The sequence below is a fragment of the Actinotalea endophytica genome (assembly GCF_025717005.1).
Classification (GTDB): Bacteria; Actinomycetota; Actinomycetes; order Actinomycetales; family Cellulomonadaceae; genus Actinotalea.
In genome coordinates, this window is sequence record NZ_JAOVZU010000015.1 from 41,524 (window position 1) to 61,381 (window position 19,858).

The window sequence follows — 19,858 nt, forward strand, 5'->3', positions numbered from 1 at the left end:
GGCGGGCTCGGTCAGGTGATGGTGATCGTCACGGTGCTGCCCTTGGGTGCCTCGCGCCCACCCTTGGGGTCCTGCTCCACGACGAATCCGAGACCGAAGTACGCCGACGCGTGCTTGATCTCGACCACGAACCCTGCCTCCTCGAGCTTCTTGGTCGCCGCGGCGACGCCGTTGCGGAGCACGTCCGGCACCTCGACGAGCGGCGGGCCCTGGGAGACCGTGATCGTGATCGAGTCCTTGCGGTGCGCCTCGGTGCCCTCGGGCACCGACTGCGCCATCACCTGGCCCGCGGGGTAGTCCTCGGAGTAGTCCTTCTCCTCGGTCACCTTGAGGCCGTAGTCCTGCTCGAGCTGCTTCTTGGCGTCCCCCGCGTCGGTGCCGACCACGTTCGGCACGGTGATCGGTGCCGGGCCGTCGGAGACGGTGACCGTCATCTCGGTCCCGACCGGCTGGTCCGACCCTTCCGCGGGCGAGATCGAGAGCACGTGGCCCGCCGCGACGACGTCGTCGTAGTCGTGCTGGACCGGGTCGGCCACGGCGAGCCCGGCGTCCGTGAGCGCGGCGGTGACGTCGTCGAGCGGCTTGCCTGCCAGATCGGTCGGCACGGTGGTCATCTGCGGGCCCTTGGACACGTCGAGCGCGACGGAACCGTCCTTGCGCACTGACTCGCCCTCGCCGGGGTCGGCCGACACGACGGAGCCCGCCGGGACGTCGGCGTCGAAGACGTCGGTGACGGCGCCCACCTCGAGGCCGTGCTCGGTCAGCGCCTGCTCGGCGGATGCGAGCTCGGCACCCACGAGGCCGGTCGGCACGGTGGTCCACGCACCCGGCCCGGACGTCATGTACCACCATGCGCCGCCGGCCAGGGCCGCCACGAGGGCGAACGCGATGAGCAGCCAGCCGATCAGCCGGCGCCTGCTGCGGGGATCCGCTGCGCGGGGTTCGGCATCGGGCAGGCCGGTGCCGATCCGTAGCGCCATGGTGCGTCCGAGCGGCACTGCGGCGACCTGCTCCGCGTCGAGCACGGTCGTGGCGTCGGGATCGTCCGGCACGCTGGGGTTCGTGGCGCCGGTCGCGGGCGCGGCGGCGCCGGCGGGGTCGCCCGCGGGATCCTCGTCCTCGAGCGCTGCGGCAGCCGGCACCACCGGCACGTCGGCCCGGCGGGCGAGGGTCTCCTCGTCGAGCCGTTCGCGGGTACGCCTGACCAGGGCGAGGGCCTGTCCCGCGTCGGTCGGGCGGTCGTCCGGGGCCCGCGCCGTGAGTGCACCGACCAGCTCGTCGAGCTCGATCGGCAGCCAGTCGACGCGCTCGGAGGGAGGCGGGACGTCGGAGTTGACGTGCTGGTAGGCGATCTGGATCGGCGTCACGCCGGTGAACGGCTGGCTGCCGGTGAGCATCTCGAACAGCAGGATGCCGACCGCGTACACGTCGGTGCGGGTGTCCGCCACACCGTGCGCGACGAGCTCGGGCGCCAGGTAGGCGACGGTGCCGAGGATCGTCCCGGTCGTGGTCGAGGTCACCTCGGTGACGGCGCGGGCCAGGCCGAAGTCGGCGACCTTCACGCGGTCGTGCCGGCCGAGCAGGACGTTCTCGGGCTTGATGTCGCGGTGCACCAGACCGGCCTGGTGCGCCGCGGTGAGCGCGTCGAGGACCTCCTCGGTCACGCGGAGGGACTCGTCGACGGTCAGGGCGCCCTGCTCACCGATCCGGCGCCGGAGGTTCGAGCCGTCGACGAACTCCATCGTCAGGTAGGAGGTCTCACCGTCGACGCCCTGGTCGAAGACCCCGACCAGCCCCTGGTGCGTGAGCCGCGCGGCCGCGCGCGCCTCGCGACGGAACCTGGCGATGAAGTCGGCGCCTGAGGCACCCTCGGCGAGGTGCGGGTGCATGACCTTCAGCGCGACGTCCCGGTCCAGCCGCCGGTCACGGGCGAGGTAGACCGTGGCCATGCCGCCGCGCGCGATCCGGCGGAGCACCTCGTAGCGGCCGTCGACCAGCTGGCCCAGCAGGGGGTCGGTCACGGTGGTCGCCACGTGGGCAGTCTACGGTCGCGGTCGCCCTCAGCCCGTCAGGCGAACCGCGACATGAGCGTCCGGACGCTCGCGACGTAGCGGCGGGTGTCCGCGAACATGCCGTTCCGCCGAACGCTCGCCAGACCCTGGTAGTAGCCGGCGATCGCGGTGGACGTGTCGTCCGTCGCCGAGGTGAGAGCGCGCAGGATGGCCACGCCCGCGACGACGTTGTCCTGCGGGTCGAGCAGGTTCAGGTCGCGCCCGACCAGGTCCGACGCCCACTCCCCGGACGACGGGATCACCTGCATGACCCCGATCGCGTTGGCCGGCGAGACGGCCGCCTGGTTGAACCCGGACTCCTGGTACGCGACGGCCAGCGCCAGCGCCGGGTCGACGCCCATGTCACGGGCGGTCTGCTCGACCAGGGCGCGCATCTCGGAGCGCGACGGCACGCCGATGGCGAGCAGCGTGGCCTTGTTCTGGTTGGCCGAGGCGACCGTGGCCGCCGGGTACGTGCGCCCCTCGAACGTGGAGCCGACCAGTCCGGAGGTGACCGTGGTGCCGCCCGTGCTGGTCGGGATGGTCAGGGTCTGGCCGATCCGGATGAAGGCGCGCGAGTCGAGCCCGTTGGCGGCGACGATGGCCTGGACCGTGGTCCCGTAGCGCGCTGCGATGTGGGAGACGGTGTCGCCCGAGGCCACCGTGTAGGTGGTGGTGCTCGTCGCGCTGCTCGTGGTGCTGGCGGAGGCGCTTGCAGCGCCGGTGGTGCCGCCCGTGCTGGTGGGGATGGTCAGGGTCTGGCCGATCCGGATGAAGGCGCGCGAGTCGAGCCCGTTGGCGGCGACGATGGCCTGGACCGTGGTCCCGTAGCGCGCTGCGATGTGGGAGACGGTGTCGCCGGAGACCACGGTGTACCTGGTGGTCGTGGCGGTCGGGGTGCTGGTCGTCCGGGACGCGGTCCCGGTCGTCGCGTCCGACGCGGTCGGGATCGCCAGCGTCTGGCCCACGCGGATGAACGCGCGCGAGTCCAGCCGGTTCGCGGCGACGATCGCCTTGACGGTGGTGCCGTAGCGCAACGCGAGGTGCGAGACCGTGTCGCCGGGTTCCACGACGTGGTCCTTCGCCTGTGCCGGCTGGGCGGTCACCACGGTCGCGGCAACCAGGGCGAGTCCCACGCCTCCGGTCGCGCGCCGGAGCGCGGTGGTGCCCAGGGCCGAGCGCGGCTGGGAGCTCATCGGACCGTCCTAGCTGTTAAAGGTGTGACACATGTGAATGGTGTGACAGAAGAGCACGGTACCTGACGTGATCAGACCGGGAAAGGGCCGCGCTGCGCGCGAACGGGTGAGTCCTAGGCTGGGTCCGTGGATGAGACGACGTTGGAGCACCTGGTCGGTGCGTGGCTCCCGCTGCCGGACGTGGCCGAGCGGATGGGCACGGACGTGGGGAAGGTCCGCCGCATGCTGGCCGACGGCACCCTCGTCGCCGTGCGGCTCGGCGAGCGCAAGGTCCTCGGGGTTCCCGAGCGGTTCCTGCGACCGGCCGACGAGGGGTGGACGGTCCTCCCGGCGCTGGCCGGGACGGTGAGCGTGCTGCGCGACTCCGGCTTCGCCGACGACGAGGCCGTGGCCTGGCTCTTCACCCCGGACCCGTCCCTGGCGGACCTGGGCACCGGTGCCCCGACCTTGACCCCCGTGGACGCCCTCGCGGCCGGTCACAAGACCGAGATCCGGCGGCGGGCCCAGGCCTTGGCGATCTGAGCGGGCACTGCGGCGGGCGGCTCAGGCGGAGCGCTGCACCGCCGCGCGGCCCAGCCCGAGCAGGACGGTTCGAGCGGGTTCGGCGAGCTCAGCCTCCGCCAGCGCAGCCAGGGCCGGGCCGGCGAGGTCGTCGATGAGGCGCTCGACGGAGTCCACCGCGCCCGTCGACCGGAGGATGGTGCGCAGCGCCTCGACCTCGCTCGTCGAGAGGTCGGCGCGACCGAGGCCGCGTCGCAGGGTGGCGGCATCCTCCGGGCCGGCCGCGGCCAGCCCGCGAAGCGCGAGCACGGTGCGCTTGCCCTCGCGGAGATCGTCGCCCGCGGGCTTGCCGGTCGTGGCAGGGTCGCCGAAGACGCCGAGCAGGTCGTCGCGGAGCTGGAACGCCTCGCCGAGCGGGAGGCCGACGGCCCGCAGCGTCCGCATCGCGGCGTCGTTCGCGCCCGCCAGGGCGGCGCCCAGGCTCAGCGGGTGCTCGACGCTGTAGCGGGCGCTCTTCGCCCGCACGACGGTGCGTGCGGCGGGTTCCTCGGCCACGGGCTCGCCCCAGGGCACCACCTCGGCGAGGACGTCGAGGTACTGCCCGGCCGTGACCTCGGTGCGCATCTCGTCGAAGATCGCGCGAACGGCGGAACGGCGGGCCGCGTCGAGGTCGCCCACGGCGTCGGTCAGCTCGCGCTCGCTGGTGATCAGGGCCAGGTCGCCGAGCAGGATCGCCCCGGCCACGCCGAACCGCGCACCGTCCCCGCGCCAGCCGTGCGTGCGATGGAGCGACTCGAACACCCGGTGGGCGGCCGGCAGCCCGCGCCGCGTGTCGGAGGCGTCCATCACGTCGTCGTGGAGCAGCGCCGCCGCGTGGAACAGCTCCAGCGCGGCGCCGATCCGCAGGGCCCGCTCGTGGCCGGGATCGTCCTCGCGGGGGTCCGCGTGCGCGCGCCAGGACCAGTAGCAGAACGCGGCGCGGAGCCGCTTGCCCCCGCTGAGCGTGTCCCGGAGCGTGGCGACGAGCGGATCGCACGCCTCGCCCAGGGCGGCGAGCTCGGCGGCGAGATCGGCGAGGTGACGGTCGAGGAGCGCATCGACGGCGACGCGCACGCCGGGCACGTCGGCGGGCGGTGTGGTCACCCGTTCACCCTAGGGGTCAGCCCTGGGTGTGGATGCGACCGCCGATCGTGACGGTGCGCGTGCCGTTGTCGTCGAGCACGCCGATCGAGACCAGCTCGTCGCCCCCCGAACGGGTGAACGACAGCTCGGCCGCGAGCGCGGTGTCAGGGATGTCGATCTCGCTGAAGCCCGCGGCGGTCAGGGCGGTGCGGTAGAGGTCGACGACGTCCGGGACCGACATCGCGGTGTGCAGGTTCAGCGAGAGCTCCTGGACGTCCGCGTCGCCGACCGGGACCGACGAGGTGACGAGGATCACCGCGTCGTCCGGGACCGGCAGGAGGTCGACCGGGAAGTCCGGCGTGAGCCGGCCGACCTCGGAGTGCTCGTCCGGCACGGCGGTGACGAGGTCTTCCGGCGTGGGCGACGGCGCCACCGACCCGACTCCCGTCGCGGCTGCCTCGTCCGGCATGGTCGGCGTGCTGCAGCCGGAGGTGACGAGCAGCAGTCCTGCGGCGCCGAGCACGGTGGCCGCGGCCCACGATGCGGGCGCGCGACGCTGCTGCCGCGCGTGCCGGGGGCGGGTGGGGGGCACTCCCCAACGGTACGCCAGCGCGAGCATCCACAGCGCGCGACGCCCGGGTGATGTCCACAGGTCGGGGAGGCGGCTGCTCGGCGATGCGTCGTGGCCCGCTGCGATGGCGGCCATGACGACGACGATCCGCACCGACTCCCCGCGCGAGCTGCTCGCGCTCGTTCCCTATCAGCTCGGGTTCCGGCCGTCCGAGAGCGCGGTCGTGCTCAGCCTGCGGAGGGGGACCCGGGTCGGTCTGGTCGCGCGGGTCGACCTCGCGGACCTCGCTTCACCGCAGACCGGGCCTCAGGTGGCCAGGTCGCTGGTCGGGCACCTGCTCGCGGACGGGGCGGGCGTGGCGGTGCTGGTCCTCTACACGGCCGAGGACCTGCAGGCGGACCCGAGCACGGGCCGGCGAGCGGTCGCACAGCTCGCCGACGCGGCGGACGGGCTGCTGCCCGAACCGGACTGCTGGGTGGTGGGTCCCGGCGGGTACCACGCCCTGGAGTGTCCGGACCGGGCGTGCTGCCCGGAAGGGGGGCGACCGCTCGCGGAGCTCGAGGGAACCCGCGTGGGAGCCGAGATGGTGCTGCTCGGAGCGGCGGTGGCGGGCAGCCGCGAGGAGCTGGCCACCCTTCCCGACGCGTCGCCGACCGCCCGACGCGCGGCGCGTCGGGCGGCGCAGCGGTGGGAACGGCGCGGTGGCGACGCGATCGAGCACGGGCAGGTGCACCGGTGGCGGCGCGACGGCCTCGCACTGTGGCGGAGCCTCCTCGGCGCCGAGGAGCACGGGGCGACCGACCTGGGCCGTCTGCAGGCAGCGCTCGACGACGTGCTCGTGCGCGATGCCGTGCTGCTGGACCTCGTCCCCGGGCGAACCAGGCTGGCTGACCGGGTCGTGGCCGGCTGGACGGGCGACGAGGTCGGCGAGGCGCTCGGGCTCATCGTGGACCCAGGACGTGGGGTCGCCCCGCCAGCCGGACGGATCGAGGACGCCGTCGAGCTGCTTCGCCAGGTCGCGGGCCATCGCCCGCGCGCCGCGGTCCCGGCGATCTCGCTGCTGGCGATGCTCGCCTGGTGGACCGGTGACGGCGCCAAGGCCGCAGTACTGGTGCAGCGCGCGCTCGCGACGGAACCGGGCTACCGGCTGGCCCGGCTCCTGGAGGAGGCGCTGACGGTCGGGATGCCGCCGGGATGGGTGCGCAGCGCCTCGAGCTGACCGCGGTCGCAGGTGGGGCGCGGGCCCGAGCGATCCGGTAGCGTCCGACCAGGGACATCGTCGTCGCTGGAGGGCTCATGAGCGTCGTCGTCGGATACGTCGCGACCGCCGAGGGCGACGCGGCGTTCGAGACCGCGATCGCCGAGGCCCGCCGGCGCGCGGTGCCGCTCGTGGTCGTCGTTGCCGGGCGGGCATCGGGTTTCGGGCCGAGGCCGGAGGCGGACCCCGAGACGATCGCGGCCGTGCGCGAGCGGCTCGCGCTCCAGGCAGACCTGATGTCGGAGCTGGTGACCGCGAGCCGTGGGCGGGACGTCGCGGACGACATCGTGAGCGCCGCGGTCGACCGCGCTGCCGAGCTGATCGTGATCGGGCTGCGCCGGCGCAGCCCGGTCGGCAAGCTCCTGCTCGGGTCCAACGCGCAACGGATCCTGCTCGACTCGCCGTGCCCGGTCCTTGCGGTGAAGCCGGGCTGAGAGTCGTCCGAACGAGCGCGCGGACCGCTCCGGGAGTGCTCCTGTCGGGGTAACCGGGCCGCACCCGCGGCCCTCGCCGGGCATGCCACGGCGCGAGCGGACGTTACAATGGGTGTCTGTTTTCCGGACCGTGATCGCGAGTCCAGCCGAAAGGTACCCCGTGACGTCTGATTCCCCCCGTTCTGCTGCGCCCGAAGCCACCCGTGTGCACGCCGCCGCCGCGCGCCGTGCGTCCGCGGTGACGGCCGAGGTCGACGAGTCGCCCGCGCGCGCCAGGCGTGCCAAGGCCACGGCCGACGAGCCCGCTGCTGCGGCTGTCGCGACGGCCTCGAAGGGGGCGGCTGCGACGGGCGGCGCGAAGGCCAAGGCCGCGGCGAAGGGCGGCGCGAAGGCCAAGGTCGCGACCAAGGCCGGCGCGAAGGCGACGAAGGACGAGGTCGACGACGAGCGCACGACCGACGAGGACGTCGAGCAGAACGACGGCCCCGACGAGGACGTCGACCTGTCCGACGACGTCGAGGCGGGCGACCTGGAGGACTCCGACGACGAGTCGGACTCCTCGGGCGACGACTCCACGGAGGAGTCCGACGAGGAGGAGTCCGAGGCGCCCAAGGCGAAGCCGGTCGCGGGGGAGTCCGAGGACGAGCAGGCCGGGTTCACGGTCTCCGACGCCGACGACGACGACGCGCCGGCGCAGCAGGTCGTCACGGCCGGCGCCACGGCGGACCCGGTCAAGGACTACCTGAAGCAGATCGGCAAGGTCGCGCTCCTCAACGCCGAGCAGGAGGTCGAGCTCGCCAAGCGGATCGAGGCCGGCCTGTTCGCGGAGGAGAAGCTCGCGGGGGCGTCGACCATCGAACCCAAGCTCCGTCGCGAGCTCGAGTGGATCGCGAACGACGGCCGCCGGGCCAAGAACCACCTGCTCGAGGCGAACCTGCGACTCGTGGTGTCCCTCGCCAAGCGGTACACCGGCCGCGGCATGCTCTTCCTGGACCTGATCCAGGAGGGCAACCTGGGCCTGATCCGTGCGGTCGAGAAGTTCGACTACACCAAGGGCTACAAGTTCTCGACGTACGCCACGTGGTGGATCCGCCAGGCGATCACCCGCGCGATGGCCGACCAGGCGCGCACCATCCGCATCCCGGTGCACATGGTCGAGGTCATCAACAAGCTCGCCCGCGTGCAGCGCCAGATGCTCCAGGACCTGGGCCGCGAGCCCACCCCGGAGGAGCTGGCCAAGGAGCTGGACATGACGCCCGAGAAGGTCGTCGAGGTCCAGAAGTACGGCCGCGAGCCGATCTCGCTGCACACCCCGCTCGGCGAGGACGGCGACAGCGAGTTCGGCGACCTGATCGAGGACTCCGAGGCCGTGGTGCCCGCCGACGCGGTGAGCTTCACGCTCCTGCAGGAGCAGCTCCACCAGGTGCTGGACACCCTGTCCGAGCGCGAGGCGGGCGTGGTCTCGATGCGGTTCGGTCTCACCGACGGCCAGCCGAAGACGCTGGACGAGATCGGCAAGGTCTACGGCGTCACGCGCGAGCGGATCCGTCAGATCGAGTCCAAGACGATGTCGAAGCTGCGCCACCCGAGCCGCTCGCAGGTGCTGCGCGACTACCTCGACTGAGGCGCTCCCGGCACCCCGGGGGATGTCCGGCGCGATGCCGACCGAGGGCCTTCGCCCCTGGTCAGCGGCATGATCGTTGCGGGACGATGGTGACATGGCACGGGCCGATCGGGTTCTGGCCGTCGCTGTCGGCGCCATCGTCGTCGCGGCGGGTGCTGCGGCCGTGGTCGCGACCCAGCGCGGTCCCGAGGCCTATGACCCGGCGTCGCCGGCCGGCGTGGTCCAGGTCTACCTCGGTGCGCTGGCCGATCACGACCCGGTGTCGGCGGCCGGCGAGCTCGCCGACGCGAGCCCGTGCACCGCGTCCGACGTGACGCAGGCCTACCTTCCCGAGACGTTCCGCGCCGACCTGCGCTCCGAGACGACCCGCGCGGACACCGCGACGGTGCAGGTCCGGATCACCGAGGGGAGCGACGGCCCGTTCGGCGAGGGCTGGAGCCACGACGAGACCTTCCAGCTCGTGCTCGAGGACGGCCGCTGGCGGGTCGCGGGAGCGCCGTGGCCGATGGGGTGGTGCGAGGGGCAGGAGTCGCAATGACGGGTCTCGGGATCGTCTCGGTGCTCGGCACGCTCGCGGTGCCCGTGCTGGTGGTCGTGCTCGTGGTGCGGGCGTTCTCCGCCCGACGTGAGGGGCGTCCGGGCGAGGGGCACGGCGTGCGCCGGTTCTTCCAGTACCTGCTGCTGCTCGGGCTGCTCGTGGTCACTCTCGTGGGCATCGTCACGATCGTGTCGTTGGCGTTCTCCACCGACGCGATGGTGGACCGCGGCCCCGACCTCGCGCGTGGGCTCACGTTCACGGTGTTCGGCGGCGGGCTGCTCGCCGCCGTGGTGGTCTGGACGAGGTCGACCATCCGGTCCGACCCCGGTGAGCTCGGTTCGACCGCGTGGACGATCTACCTGACGTTCGCCGAGCTGATCCTGAGCGTGGTGGCCGCGGTCTACCTGGCCGGGCTGCTCGGCAGCGCGCTGGACGGCGGCGGTCTGGAGGTGGAGGCCGCCGCGGGCACGGTCGTGTGGGGCGTCGCGTGGGGAGTGCACTGGCTGCTGGTCGGCCGGACCCTCGACGAGTCGCGGTCGCTCGCCATGCTCGTGCTGGGCAGCCTGATCGGCTGGGTGCTCGGCCTGATCGGTCTCATCGGCCTGCTGGCCCGGGCGCTGCAGCTCTTGCTGCCGACGTCGAGCATGGTCGGCCCGGTGACCGGGGGGTTCGGTGAGATGGCCGGGCTGCTCGCGGCCGGGGCTGCCATCTGGGTCCCGCACTGGGCGCTGCGGCTGTCGCGTGCGCGCACCGGTCCGCTGTGGCACGGGTACGTGCTCGTGGTGGGCGTCGGGGCGTCCCTGGTCGTCACGCTCTCCGGGGCGAGCGTGGCCCTCTACCGGCTGCTGGTCTGGGTGTTCGGCGACGCGGGTGCGGTCTCGGGGGCCGAGTACCTCGGCGGGACGGCGACGCCGCTCGCGGTGGCGCTCGTCGGCGCGTTGAGCTGGTGGTACCACCGCACGGTCCTGGCCTCCCGCGCCGCGGTCGAGCGCACCGAGGTGACCCGGGTGCACGACTACCTGCTCGCCGGGGTCGCGTTGGGCGCCGCCGCCACCGGTGTCGCACTCGTCGTCGTGGCGCTGGTGGACGCGATCGCGCCACCGATGATGGTCGCCGGGTCGGTGGTGAACAGCGTCCTGGCGGCACTCACGCTGCTCGCGGTCGGCGGACCGTTGTGGTGGCTGTTCTGGCGGCGGGTCCAGCGTGCCCGGGACCAGGACCCGATCGGCGAGATCGGCTCTCCGACGCGTCGGATCTACCTCGTGCTGCTGTTCGGCGTCGCCGGTGTGGTCGCGGTCGTCGTGGTGCTGGTGACCGCGTTCATCATCCTCGACGACGCCATCCGCGGGTCGATCGGCGAGGCGACGCTGCGCGACGTACGGATCCCGGTCGGCATCCTGCTCGCTGCGGGCGCGGTGTCCGGCTACCACTGGATGGTGCAGCGCGAGGATCGTGCCGCGGCTCCGACACTCCCGGTGCGGCACGGGCCGCGGCTCGTGCTGCTGGTCGGCCCCCGCGACGACGGGCTCGCGCTGCGGATCCACGAGAGCACCGGGGCGAGGGTCGACGGATGGGCCGCCGCAGGCCCTGCGTGGGACGTGGACGAGGTGCTCGCTGCGCTGGCTCCGATCGACGGTGGGCGGGTGCTGCTGCTCGCCGCGCCGACGGGGCTGCTCGTCGTGCCGGACGGCGCGTCGCCGATGGCAGGTCCGGTGCCGCCGTTGCCCGCGGTGCCGCCGCCGTCACCGGCCGGTCCGGTGCCGCTGCCGTCAGGGGTGGACACCGAGCAGCACGGCGACGAGCCAGGTCCCGGTGGCGAGCAGCGCCAGTCCTAGCTCGATGACCATCCCGAGCGCGTTCGCGCGGATGGCGGTCCAGGCGGAGTCCCACGCCGCGGCCGCGTCGTGCAGGCGCCGGTACTCCATCGCGAACAGGGCCGCGGGGAAGGCGACCAGGAAGCCGATCACCGGGATCACGAAGAACCCGGCGATCCCGGCGAGCGTCGCCACCACGAGCGACGGGCGCGGCACGCCCGAGGCCGCCACCCGCCGACCGGCGAGCAGGTAGGTCGCGGACCAGCCGGCGGCGAGCAGCAGCCAGGCGACGCCCGCGACCAGCCACGCGGCCGGGTGGGCGGTCGCCACCGCCCAGACCAGGAGGGCGGCACCGATCAACCACGAGCCGGGCAGCACGGGCAGCACGATCCCGACCAGCCCGACCACGATCAGCAGGCCGACGATGATCGTCACGACGTCCATCGGTCACTCCCTGGACGAGGCCGGCACCGCCGGGATACGACGACACCGCCGGTCCCTCGGGACGCGGCGGTGCCGGGCAGGTGTGCGGTCGATCAGCGCAGGACCGGGCCGTGCTCCTCCTGGAGGCGGTCGGTCTCGTCCTGGACGGAGACGGCGACGTCGGCCCAGGCGGAGGCATGCTGTCGGGCATGGTGGCCGCAGAAGAGCAGCTCGCCGGTCGGCAGCAGGACCCGCACGTAGGCCTGCGCGCCGCAGCGGTCGCAGCGGTCAGCTGCGGTGAGCGGTGCGAGAGTCGTCGTGGTCATGCACCCATGGAAGCACGAGGATCGTGTCGGAGACGTTTCCAGCGCGTGAGGTTCGCTGTCCGCGTAGCGACCGTCCACCGTGTGGTCCAGCACGGCACCGCTGAGTCTGATCTGGTGTCCCCGAGGTGAACGCGTCGCGCCTCCCGGAGCAGGTCGGCCCGCTCGTCTACCCTCCTTCGAGTGACGAGCACGCTGTCCGAGCAGAGCTACACCGCACGCCACCTCTCGGTCCTCGAGGGGCTGGAGGCGGTGCGCAAGCGACCGGGCATGTACATCGGCACCACCGACGGTCGCGGCCTCATGCACTGCGTGTGGGAGATCGTCGACAACGCCGTCGACGAGGCGCTCGGAGGACACTGCGGCCGGATCGACGTGCTGCTGCACGCGGACGGCTCGGTCGAGGTCCGCGACGACGGTCGTGGCATCCCGGTCGACGTCGAGCCGAAGACGGGCCTGACCGGCGTCGAGGTCGTCTTCACCAAGCTCCACGCGGGTGGGAAGTTCGGCGGCGGGTCGTACGCGGCCTCGGGCGGTCTGCACGGCGTGGGTGCGAGCGTCGTGAACGCGCTGTCCCAGCGGCTCGACGTCGAGGTGGACCGCAGCGGTCGCACGCACCGGATGACCTTCCACCGCGGCGAGCCGGGCACGTTCGCCGACCCGGCCACCGGGCCGGACCCGGACGCGTCGTTCACCCCGTTCGTGGACCACTCCGAGCTCGTCAAGGGTGGCAAGGTCGCTCGCGGTGTGACCGGCACCCGGATCCGCTTCTGGCCGGACCGGCAGGTGTTCCCGAAGACCGCCCAGTTCTCCTACGAGGACCTCGTCGGCCGGGTTCGCCAGACGACGTTCCTGGTGCCGGGCCTGAAGGTCGCCGTGCACGACGAGCGCCGCCTGCCGGGCACGCCGGGGGAGCACGGCACCCACATCGAGGAGTTCGTCCACGAGGGCGGCGCCGTGGACTTCGTCGACTTCCTGGCGCCCGACACGCCGCTGACCGACACGTGGCGGCTGACCGGGTCGGGCACGTTCACCGAGACCGTCCCGGTGCTGGACTCGCGGGGCCACCTGGTCTCCGCCGAGGTCGAGCGGGAGTGCGTCGTGGACGTCGCGCTGCGCTGGGGGACCGGCTACGAGACCGAGGTCCGCAGCTTCGTGAACATCATCTCCACCCCGAAGGGCGGGACCCACCTCGCGGGCTTCGAGCAGGCCCTGGTCAAGACGCTGCGCAAGCAGGTCGAGGTGAACGCGCGCCGGCTCAAGGTCTCGACGAAGGACACCAGCGAGCGGATCGACAAGGACGACATCATGGCCGGCCTCACGGCCGTGCTCACGGTCCGGCTGGCCGAGCCCCAGTTCGAGGGCCAGACCAAGGAGGTGCTCGGCACCGGACCGGTGCGCCAGGTGGTCGCGAAGGTCGTCGAGTCCGAGCTGACCGCGCTGCTCACGGCCACGAAGCGGGACCTCAAGACGCAGTCCGCGCTCGTGCTGGACAAGGTCGTGGCGGAGATGCGGGCACGGTTGTCCGCCCGCAAGCAGAAGGAGATCTCCCGGCGGAAGAACGCCCTGGAGACCTCGGCACTGCCGGCGAAGCTCGCCGACTGCCGCAGCGACGACGTGGACCGGTCGGAGCTGTTCATCGTCGAGGGAGACAGCGCGCTCGGCACGGCCAAGCTCGCGCGAACCTCCGACTTCCAGGCCCTGCTGCCGATCCGCGGCAAGATCCTCAACGTCCAGAAGGCATCGGTCTCGGACATGCTTCGCAACGCCGAGTGCGCCGCGATCATCCAGGTGATCGGTGCCGGTTCGGGTCGGAGCTTCGACCTCGAGCAGGCCCGCTACGGCAAGGTCGTGCTGATGACCGACGCGGACGTGGACGGCGCACACATCCGCACGCTGCTGCTCACGCTGTTCTTCCGCTACATGCGCCCGATGATCGACGCGGGCCGGGTGTACGCGGCCGTGCCGCCACTGCACCGGGTCGAGGTGATCGGTGCCGGCAAGGCCAAGAACGAGTACCTGTACACCTACTCCGAGGCCGAGCTCGCCCAGACGCTGAAGCGGCTCGACCGGGCCGGCAAGCGCTACAAGGACGACATCCAGCGGTACAAGGGCCTGGGTGAGATGGACGCCGACCAGCTCGCCGAGACGACGATGGACCCTCGCCACCGCACGCTGCGACGGGTCACGGCGCGCGACGCAGCCGCGGCCGAGCAGGTCTTCGAGCTGCTGATGGGCTCGGAGGTCGCCCCGCGGCGCGACTTCATCGTGGCCGGTGCCGCCAACCTGGACCGGGCGGCGATCGACGCGTGAGTCACCGGAACGGGTGTCCGTCGCTCGGGCGGATGTCAGGTGCGAGGGGTCGTAGGGCCTAGGTTGTTCTCCGTGAGTCGCGTGCACCGAGCCGGAACCGACGTGTCGGGCCCGATCGCGGACCGCGCGGACGCACCCGCGGTGCTCGAGCTCCCGTCACCGCACCTGGGGCTGACGTGGCGCCCGCTGACCATGGACGACGTTCCTCAGCTGCATCGGCTCATCGGCGCGCTCGAGGTGGCCGACGGGGTACCGCGCCGGTCGTCCGAGGCCGAGGTCGCGATGTGGCTCCGGATGCCCGGCCACGCGCTGCCGACCGACTCGCTCGCGGGTGTCGACCACACAGGTCAGCTCCGGGCGTACGGCCTGGTCGAGGTGCGGCCGGGCGACGAGACGTGCCTGCGTGCCTTCCTGGACGGTGGCGTCCACCCGGAGTGGCGTGGCGGCGGCTTCGGGCGTGCGCTGGTCGCGTGGATGGAGGGGCGCGGGCGCCAGATGCTCGCCGCGAGCGGTCGCACCGGGCCGGCCCGGCTCGCCGCCTACGTCGACGAGTCGGCGCGCGCGCGACGGCAGCTGTACGCGGCCGCCGGGTTCAGCCCGATCCGCTGGTACACCGACATGCGCAGGGACCTGGCGCAGCCGCTGCCCGAGGCGCCGTTGCCCGAGGGCGCTCGGGTCGAGACCTGGTCGGCCGAGCTCGACGACCTCGTCCGGCTGGCTCACAACGAGGCGTTCCGCGACCACTGGGGCTCGCAGCCGCACAGCGCCGAGACCTGGCAGACCTGGTGGCAGGGTCCGCACTCCGTGCACGAGTGGAGCCTCGTCGCTCTCGACGACGCGGGCACGGTGGTCGGCTACCTGATGTCCGAGCGCGTCGGTGCCGAGCTGCAGGGGTTCGACAGCGGCGTCACGGCGCTGCTCGGCGTGCTCCGCCCGTGGCGCCAGCGGGGCCTCGCCTCGGCACTGCTCGTCGAGGCGATGCGGCGCTACCGCGAGGGCGGCATGCCCTACGCGACCCTCGACGTCGACGCCGACAACCCGAGCGGCGCGCTCGGCTTCTACCAGCGCCTCGGCTACGAGCGCACCCACGGCTCGGTGCTCTACAGCGTCGAGATCTGACGCCTCGGGCGCGGGGAGGCCCCCGCCGGGCCCGGCGAGGTTCGGATCGACGTGCGGCGTCAGCCGACGGCGTGCACGGGCGCCGACAACGACGTGCCCGAACCGTCGCGGCGCTGGTCCACGGCCGGGAGCTCGACGGCCTGGCCCGCCGACCCGCAGGCGCGCGCCGGTGCCGCGCCGACCCACGCGAGGATCAGCGCGTCCTCGCCGCGCAGGAACCGCTGGGCGCGGACGCCACCGGTGGCGCGCCCCTTGGCCGGGAAGACCTCGAACGGGCTCACCTTGGCCGACCCTGCCTGGGTGCCGGGCAGCGCGTCCGAGGCCCCGGCGACCGTCACCACGAGCGCGTCGGTGCCCGCGCGCACCACGCCGGCGAACACGACGGTGGCACCGGCCGAGAGCTTGATCCCGGCCATCCCGCCGGCCGCGCGGCCCTGCGGGCGCACCGCCGACGCGGCGAAGCGGAGCAGCTGCGCGTCGGAGGAGATCAGGACGAGCTCGTCGTCGTCGTCCACCGGGACCGCGCCGACCACCTCGTCGCCGTCCTTGAGCGAGATGGCCTCCCACGCGTCGCGGTTCGGCGGTGCATCCTTCGCCACCCGCTTGACCACGCCCGACGCCGTGCCGAGGGCGAGGGTCGGCGCGTCCGGCCCGAGCGCAGTCAGGCCGACGACCCGCTCGCCGCGCTCGAGCGGCAGCAGCTCGGAGACCGGGACCCCGCCGGAGAGCGACGGCGGGCCGTCGGTGGGTGGCAGCGCAGGGAGGTCGACCACGCCGATCCGCAGCACGCGGCCCTGCGAGGTCACCGCGCCGATGTCGCTGCGCGTGGTCGTCGCGACGGCGGCGATCACCACGTCGTGCGCGGAACGGCGCCCCTCCCGGGTCGGCGCGACGTCGTCCGCGGTGCGGGCCAGCAGGCCCGTGCCCGAGAGCAGGGCGAGGCACGGGACGTCCGCGATCTCGAGCGACGCGGCCGCCGACCGCGGCGCCGCCTTCTCGCCGACGACCCCCGCTCCGCCGGCGTGCTCGAGCAGGATCGTGCGCCGCGGGGTGCCGTACACCTGGGCGACCTCGGCCATCTCGTCGCTGACCACGGTGCGCAGTCTCGCGTCGTCGCCCAGGATCGACTCGAGCTCGGCGATCTCCTCGCGAAGCTCGTCGGCCTCGCGCTCGAGCTCCAGGGTCGAGAACCTGGTCAGGCGGCGCAGCCGCAGCTCGAGGATGTACTCGGCCTGGGCCTGCGACAGGTCGAAGACCCCCATGAGCCGCTCGCGCGCCACGTCCGCGGTGTCCGACGTGCGGATCACCTGGATGACCTCGTCGATGTCGACGATCGCGATGAGCAGGCCCTCGACGAGGTGCAGGCGTTCGCGCCGCCGGTCCAGCCGGTACTGCGAACGGCGGCGAACCACCGCGAGGCGGTGCTCCACCCAGACCACGAGCAGCTCACGCAGGCCCAGCGTGCGCGGCTGGCCGTCGACCAGGGCGACGTTGTTGATCCCGAACGAGTCCTCCATCGGGGTGTGCTTGTACAGCTGCTCGAGCACGGCGTCCGGGTTGAAGCCCGACTTCACCTCGACCACGAGGCGCAGCCCGTGCTGGCGGTCGGTGAGGTCGATCACCGCGGAGATCCCCTGGAGGCGCTTGGCCTGGACACCCTCCTTGATCTTCTCGATCACGCGCTCGGGGCCGACCATGTACGGCAGCTCGGTGACGACGATGCCCTTGCGCTTGGGCGTGACGTTCTCGATCCGTGCGGTGGCGCGGGTCCGGAACGTGCCGCGACCGGCCCGGTAGGCGTCACGCACCCCCTCCAGGCCCACGATCTTGCCGCCGGTCGGCAGGTCCGGCCCCGGGACGAACCGCATCAGGTCCTCGAGGGTCGCGTCGGGGTGCGCCACCAGGTGGCGGGCCGCCGCGACGACCTCGACGAGGTTGTGCGGCGCCATGTTCGTCGCCATGCCGACCGCGATCCCGGCCGCACCGTTGACCAGGAGGTTTGGGATCGCCGCCGGAAGGACCTCGGGCTGGGTGAGCTTGTTGTCGTAGTTCGGCACCAGGTCGACGACGTTCTCGTCGAGCCCCCCGACCATCGCCATCGCGGCCGGGGCGAGGCGCGCCTCGGTGTATCGCGGCGCCGCGGGGCCGTCGTCGAGCGAACCGAAGTTCCCGTGGCCGTCGACCAGCGGCAGCCGTAGCGCGAACGGCTGGGCCATCCGCACCAGGGCGTCGTAGATGGCCTGGTCCCCGTGCGGGTGGAGCTTGCCCATCACCTCGCCCGTGACACGCGCGCTCTTCACGTACGGCCGGTCGGGACGCAGGCCCATCTCGGCCATCTGGTAGAGGATCCGTCGCTGCACGGGCTTGAGGCCGTCGCGCGCGTCGGGCAGCGCCCGCGCGTAGATCACCGAGTACGCGTACTGGAGGAACGAGCCCTCCATCTCCGCGGCGACGTCGATGTCGACGATCGTCTCGGCGACGTCGGAGGTCTCCGGGTCGCGCTGGTCGCGACGGCGGGCCATCGGGCTCCCTCGGTTCGGCGGTGGTCGGTCCCGGTCGACCGGACCCGGGACGGTCCATTCTCGCCCGACCGCGGCCGTGCACCGGCGAGGCGCGCGGAGACCCTGCCCGCCGGGGCGCGCGGCTGGCTAGCCTGGCCGGGTGGAGCCTGGGTACCCGAGGCACTGGGAGGCCGACGTCGTCCTGAGGGACGGCGGAACCGCCCACGTCCGTCCGATCCGCCCCGAGGACGCCGACGCGCTGCAGGCGTTCCACATGGGCCAGTCCCAGCAGTCGACGGTCTTCCGGTTCTTCGCACCGATGGAGCGGCTCGGCGACGCCGACCTGCACCGGTTCACGCACGTCGACCACAACGACCGGGTGGCGTTCGTGGCGGTGAGCACCGAGGGCGACCTGGAGCGGATCCTCGCGGTGGCCCGGTACGACCGGATCGGCGAGGACGACGCCGAGGTCGCGTTCAACGTCTCCGACGCCCATCAGGGCCGCGGACTCGGCTCCGTGCTGCTCGAGCACCTCGCTGCGGCCGCCCGGGAGCGAGGCATCAGACGCTTCACCGCCGAGGTGCTGCCGCACAACGGCAAGATGCTGGCGGTGTTCCGTGAGGCGGGCTACGGGGTCTCGCAGCGGCTCGAGGACGGCGTCCTGCAGGTCGACTTCGGCATCGACCCGACGGCGACGTCGTTGCGCGTGATGGCCGAGCGCGAGCAGCGGGCCGAGGCGCTGAGCATGTCCGGGCTGCTCTCGCCGCGTTCGGTCGTCGTGGTCGCCGAGCCCGGGCCGGGCGCGGACCCGGGCCTGGCCGCCGCCGTCGCCCGCCACCTGGCGGCACCCGCGGACGGACCGACGGTGCACCTCGTGGGCCTGGAGGTGCCAGGGCTGGAGACGACCGACCTCGGCGCGCTGGACCAGGTCGACCTCGTCGTGCTCTCGGTGCCCGCCGCACGGGCCGCGCACGTCGTCCGGGCCTGCGCCCGGTTGCGTGCGCACGGGCTCGTGGTGATCTCCGGCGGCTTCGCCGAGACGGGGGCCGACGGGCTGGACCGGCAGCGGGCGCTGCTGCGGGCGGCGCACGGCGCGGGGATGCGGGTGCTCGGGCCGTCATCGTTCGGGTTCTGGCGTGGTGGCGGGACCGGGCGGACCGTCAACGCCTCGCTGGCCACCGAACCGCCCACCCCCGGCCGCGTGGCCCTGTTCTGCCAGTCGGCGCCGCTCGCCGTGGGGTTGCTCGGGTCGGCGAGGCGGCGCGGGCTCGGCCTGTCGACGTTCGTCTCGGCCGGTCACCGGGCGGACGTGTCGGGCAACGACATGATGCAGTTCCTGGTCACCGACGACGCGAGCTCGGTCGCCGGGCTCTACCTCGAGTCGATCGGCAACCCGCGCAAGTTCGCCCGGGTCGCGCGGCGGCTGTCGATGACGATGCCGGTGGTCGTCGTGACCGCCGGGCGCTCGGGGCACGTCGTGCCGGCGGGGCACGCGCTGCGGCGCACCCGGGTGCCGCGCCGCGCCCTCGACGAGCTGCTGCGCCAGTCGGGTGTGATCCGGGTGGACAGCCAGCACCAGCTGCTCGACGTGGCCCAGCTGCTCGCCGCCCAGCCGCTGCCGACCGGCCGGCGGGTCGCGGTGCTCGCCGGCTCCGGCGCCCTGGCCGCGCTCACCGCGGAGGCCGCCGCCTCGGCCGGGCTCACGGTCTGCACCCAGCGCGCCATCCTGCCGGGGGGTGGGCACGGCACGGACGACCTGGCGAGCCTCGAGGCCCAGCTCGACGAGGTCTACCGCGCGGGGACCTGCGACGCGGTGATCGTGGTTCACGTGCCCACGCTCGGCGCGCCCGACCCGCGGATCGCCGCGGCGATCGCCCGCCGGTCGGCGGCCGGGCCGACCACGGTGGCCGTCGTGCTGGGGTTGAGCGGGCTCACCCCCGACCTGACCTCGAGCGACGCCGGTGGCGTCCCGCGGACCGTCCCGGCCTTCGCCACCCCGGAGGACGCCGTGGCCGCGCTCGCGGCCGCGACCCGGTACTCCGCGGGGCGGGGCCCCCACCCCCGGGGGCC

Annotated in this window: 16 protein-coding genes; 9 read left to right on the top strand and 7 right to left on the bottom strand. The window is 73.3% G+C overall.

The annotated features are described in order from the left end of the window. Positions 1 to 11 precede the first annotated feature (11 nt). On the bottom strand, positions 12 to 2,033 hold the full coding sequence (gene pknB, locus OEB99_RS19325) for a Stk1 family PASTA domain-containing Ser/Thr kinase (protein WP_263578940.1): 2,022 nt from the start codon (positions 2,031 to 2,033) through the stop codon (positions 12 to 14). A 35-nt stretch (positions 2,034 to 2,068) separates the two neighbouring features. Next, positions 2,069 to 3,247: a LysM peptidoglycan-binding domain-containing protein gene (locus OEB99_RS19330; RefSeq protein ID WP_263578941.1), complete on the bottom strand. Its 1,179-nt coding sequence runs from the start codon at positions 3,245 to 3,247 to the stop codon at positions 2,069 to 2,071. Between the two features lie 126 nt (positions 3,248 to 3,373). On the opposite strand from OEB99_RS19330, the gene OEB99_RS19335 reads away from it, so the two are divergent. Further along, positions 3,374 to 3,769, top strand: coding sequence for an Rv2175c family DNA-binding protein (locus OEB99_RS19335; protein ID WP_263578942.1), 396 nt, complete (start codon positions 3,374 to 3,376; stop codon positions 3,767 to 3,769). Between the two features lie 21 nt (positions 3,770 to 3,790). On the opposite strand, the gene OEB99_RS19340 is transcribed toward OEB99_RS19335, so the two are convergent. Continuing rightward, the gene (locus OEB99_RS19340; protein WP_263578943.1) at positions 3,791 to 4,891 is read right to left on the bottom strand and encodes a polyprenyl synthetase family protein; all 1,101 of its coding nucleotides are present in this window, start codon (positions 4,889 to 4,891) and stop codon (positions 3,791 to 3,793) included. 16 nt (positions 4,892 to 4,907) lie between these two features. Continuing rightward, a complete protein-coding gene (locus OEB99_RS19345) occupies positions 4,908 to 5,576 on the bottom strand; it encodes a hypothetical protein (protein ID WP_263578944.1) in 669 nt (222 codons plus the stop codon). Between OEB99_RS19345 and OEB99_RS19350 the strand changes: the two genes are divergently transcribed. From OEB99_RS19350 to OEB99_RS19370, 5 genes are all read left to right on the top strand, one after another. After that, positions 5,575 to 6,660 (top strand): DUF4192 domain-containing protein, encoded by a 1,086-nt coding sequence (locus OEB99_RS19350; RefSeq protein WP_263578945.1) that lies wholly within the window; start codon positions 5,575 to 5,577, stop codon positions 6,658 to 6,660. The genes OEB99_RS19345 and OEB99_RS19350 overlap by 2 nt on opposite strands. A gap of 77 nt (positions 6,661 to 6,737) precedes the next feature. Beyond that, the gene (locus tag OEB99_RS19355; RefSeq protein ID WP_263578946.1) at positions 6,738 to 7,133 is read left to right on the top strand and encodes a universal stress protein; all 396 of its coding nucleotides are present in this window, start codon (positions 6,738 to 6,740) and stop codon (positions 7,131 to 7,133) included. 82 nt (positions 7,134 to 7,215) lie between these two features. Further along, positions 7,216 to 8,757 (top strand): RNA polymerase sigma factor, encoded by a 1,542-nt coding sequence (locus tag OEB99_RS19360; protein ID WP_263578947.1) that lies wholly within the window; start codon positions 7,216 to 7,218, stop codon positions 8,755 to 8,757. A 94-nt stretch (positions 8,758 to 8,851) separates the two neighbouring features. Next, complete coding sequence (locus OEB99_RS19365; protein ID WP_263578948.1) at positions 8,852 to 9,295, top strand: hypothetical protein; 444 nt, start codon at positions 8,852 to 8,854, stop codon at positions 9,293 to 9,295. Further along, the gene (locus tag OEB99_RS19370; RefSeq protein ID WP_263578949.1) at positions 9,292 to 11,130 is read left to right on the top strand and encodes a DUF5671 domain-containing protein; all 1,839 of its coding nucleotides are present in this window, start codon (positions 9,292 to 9,294) and stop codon (positions 11,128 to 11,130) included. Before OEB99_RS19365 ends, OEB99_RS19370 begins: the two co-directional genes overlap by 4 nt. Here OEB99_RS19370 and OEB99_RS19375 read toward each other — a convergent pair. Together OEB99_RS19375 and OEB99_RS19380 are read right to left on the bottom strand one after the other, a co-directional pair. After that, complete coding sequence (locus OEB99_RS19375) at positions 11,065 to 11,553, bottom strand: DUF456 domain-containing protein (protein ID WP_263578950.1); 489 nt, start codon at positions 11,551 to 11,553, stop codon at positions 11,065 to 11,067. The genes OEB99_RS19370 and OEB99_RS19375 overlap by 66 nt on opposite strands. Before the next feature lie 92 nt (positions 11,554 to 11,645). Then, complete coding sequence (locus tag OEB99_RS19380) at positions 11,646 to 11,858, bottom strand: DUF7455 domain-containing protein (protein ID WP_263578951.1); 213 nt, start codon at positions 11,856 to 11,858, stop codon at positions 11,646 to 11,648. 180 nt (positions 11,859 to 12,038) lie between these two features. Between OEB99_RS19380 and OEB99_RS19385 the strand changes: the two genes are divergently transcribed. Both OEB99_RS19385 and OEB99_RS19390 read left to right on the top strand, forming a co-directional pair. Then, a complete protein-coding gene (locus OEB99_RS19385; protein WP_263578952.1) occupies positions 12,039 to 14,168 on the top strand; it encodes a DNA gyrase/topoisomerase IV subunit B in 2,130 nt (709 codons plus the stop codon). Between the two features lie 72 nt (positions 14,169 to 14,240). Beyond that, positions 14,241 to 15,287, top strand: coding sequence for a GNAT family N-acetyltransferase (locus OEB99_RS19390; protein ID WP_263578953.1), 1,047 nt, complete (start codon positions 14,241 to 14,243; stop codon positions 15,285 to 15,287). Between the two features lie 59 nt (positions 15,288 to 15,346). Here OEB99_RS19390 and OEB99_RS19395 read toward each other — a convergent pair whose 3' ends face one another. Further along, positions 15,347 to 17,809: a DNA gyrase/topoisomerase IV subunit A gene (locus OEB99_RS19395; protein WP_263578954.1), complete on the bottom strand. Its 2,463-nt coding sequence runs from the start codon at positions 17,807 to 17,809 to the stop codon at positions 15,347 to 15,349. A gap of 139 nt (positions 17,810 to 17,948) precedes the next feature. Here OEB99_RS19395 and OEB99_RS19400 point away from each other — a divergent pair. After that, positions 17,949 to 19,858 (top strand): GNAT family N-acetyltransferase (locus OEB99_RS19400; RefSeq protein ID WP_263578955.1); only part of this gene is annotated, 1,910 nt, incomplete at its 3' end.

Bases quoted from the DNA above. Each gene is read 5' to 3' on its own strand.
- OEB99_RS19330 (WP_263578941.1), bottom strand. From the start codon at position 3,247: ATGAGCTCCCAGCCGCGCTCGGCCCTGGGCACCACCGCGCTCCGGCGC.
- OEB99_RS19350 (WP_263578945.1), top strand. From the start codon at position 5,575: ATGACGACGACGATCCGCACCGACTCCCCGCGCGAGCTGCTCGCGCTC.
- OEB99_RS19345 (WP_263578944.1), bottom strand. From the start codon at position 5,576: ATGGCCGCCATCGCAGCGGGCCACGACGCATCGCCGAGCAGCCGCCTC.
- OEB99_RS19355 (WP_263578946.1), top strand. From the start codon at position 6,738: ATGAGCGTCGTCGTCGGATACGTCGCGACCGCCGAGGGCGACGCGGCG.
- OEB99_RS19360 (WP_263578947.1), top strand. From the start codon at position 7,216: ATGCCACGGCGCGAGCGGACGTTACAATGGGTGTCTGTTTTCCGGACC.
- OEB99_RS19365 (WP_263578948.1), top strand. From the start codon at position 8,852: ATGGCACGGGCCGATCGGGTTCTGGCCGTCGCTGTCGGCGCCATCGTC.
- OEB99_RS19370 (WP_263578949.1), top strand. From the start codon at position 9,292: ATGACGGGTCTCGGGATCGTCTCGGTGCTCGGCACGCTCGCGGTGCCC.
- OEB99_RS19375 (WP_263578950.1), bottom strand. From the start codon at position 11,553: ATGGACGTCGTGACGATCATCGTCGGCCTGCTGATCGTGGTCGGGCTG.
- OEB99_RS19380 (WP_263578951.1), bottom strand. From the start codon at position 11,858: ATGACCACGACGACTCTCGCACCGCTCACCGCAGCTGACCGCTGCGAC.
- OEB99_RS19395 (WP_263578954.1), bottom strand. From the start codon at position 17,809: ATGGCCCGCCGTCGCGACCAGCGCGACCCGGAGACCTCCGACGTCGCC.